We start from the raw sequence: 1,430 nt of genomic DNA on the forward strand, positions 1-1,430 counted from the left end.
AACGCCGTACTGGTTTAAAGTTAAGCCACTATACTGCTAGAATCCCGACTTCATTTCCAGCCTGTCGTTTTCAGACGACCCACTACATTTCTTCGAACAAGCAGGATACAAAACATGAATAAAACCGGATTATTTCTCTCCTTGGCGTTCTTCGCCGCCACCCCGCCTTCCACGGCGGAAACCTCACACTCATCCGGCAAAGGGCGGACACAGGTCAAAAATACGGAAATCACGCAGCAGCATACAAAACAAACGGACGGCAAGCCACTTGCCGACGGCTTCGGCAGCCTGTCGCACCAAGATGCGCGCGTACGCGAAATCCTGAGTTTGGTTGCACCTGACGCAGACGTGGAAAAACTGAATATGATGTCGCTGCGGCCTTGGAAAAACGGTCTCCAAGTCGCGCTGGTGTGCCTGAACAAACATCCGCTTGGCGATGTTTACCGCGAAAACCCGAATCACTACGCGCAATGCGGAGCCGACTCGGGCAACCCCGTCGCTCAAATGACCCTTGCCGTGCTGACAAAGGATACCGATGGTAAATTCGCCCTTGCCGCCACGCCTTATACCGAACGTTATGATTATGAAGAAAAAGACGAATTTTATCCGTCCCCCAAACCCGCTATGGAAAGGAAGCGGCAGTTTGTCGTACAAATCCCCGATGGCGGTTTGCAAATCGGGCTGCCCGCCCGTCTCGATTTTGCCGCTTATCGCCTGAACGATAAAACCGATGCCTTCGGCCTGCGCTTGCAGAACACGGTCGGTTATGCAGGAGGCGGCAGCTTGGAAGAGTTTATGGTGCTGTTTGCCATTATTGAAGGTCGTCTGAAACCCGTTTTGAACGTTAATACCTTTACGCTTGAAAACATTGCCGGCAGCTGGAATAAGGACGGCACACGCCGACATGATGTATATACCGACACATACATCCTGAAAATGTCGCCGCAGCAGCATCATGGATTTTACGACATCATTTGGCAAGCGAAGGGCATGAAAAACGGCGAACGGAAAATCTACCGCTGGGATGCGGAAAAACAGGAGTACGGCAGTTTGGAATAGTAGCGTTGCCGGTTGCCATACAGGATGGCGTATTGGCGGCAGGCATCATGCGAAAGCAGTTGGTACGGTGTTTTGCCTGATTGGGAATCCAATCTCTTTCGGTTTTGAGGTACGCTGCTGCTTGCATAGTGGATTAACTAAATCAGGACAAGGCGACGAAGCCGCAGACATACAGATAGTACGGCACCGATTCACTTGGTGCTTCAGCACCTTAGAGAATCGTTTTCTTTGAGCTAAGCGAGGTAACGCCGTCCTGGTTTAAAGTTAATCCACTATATAATCCGTCCGTCATGATGGGAATAACAACAAAAGGTCGTCTGAAAACCCTGTTCGAGGTGTGAACTGCACCCCAAAAGTTGGACATCCCCTCC

General features: G+C 50.8%; 1 protein-coding gene. It reads left to right on the plus strand.

The features are described 5' to 3' along the window. Positions 1-114: 114 nt before the first annotated feature. Complete coding sequence (locus tag HMPREF3277_RS07210; protein ID WP_070870544.1) at positions 115-1,059, plus strand: hypothetical protein; 945 nt, start codon at positions 115-117, stop codon at positions 1,057-1,059. Positions 1,060-1,430: the final 371 nt, after the last annotated feature.

It is taken from the genome of Neisseria sp. HMSC70E02, assembly GCF_001838645.1.
Lineage (GTDB): Bacteria > Pseudomonadota > Gammaproteobacteria > Burkholderiales > Neisseriaceae > Neisseria > Neisseria macacae.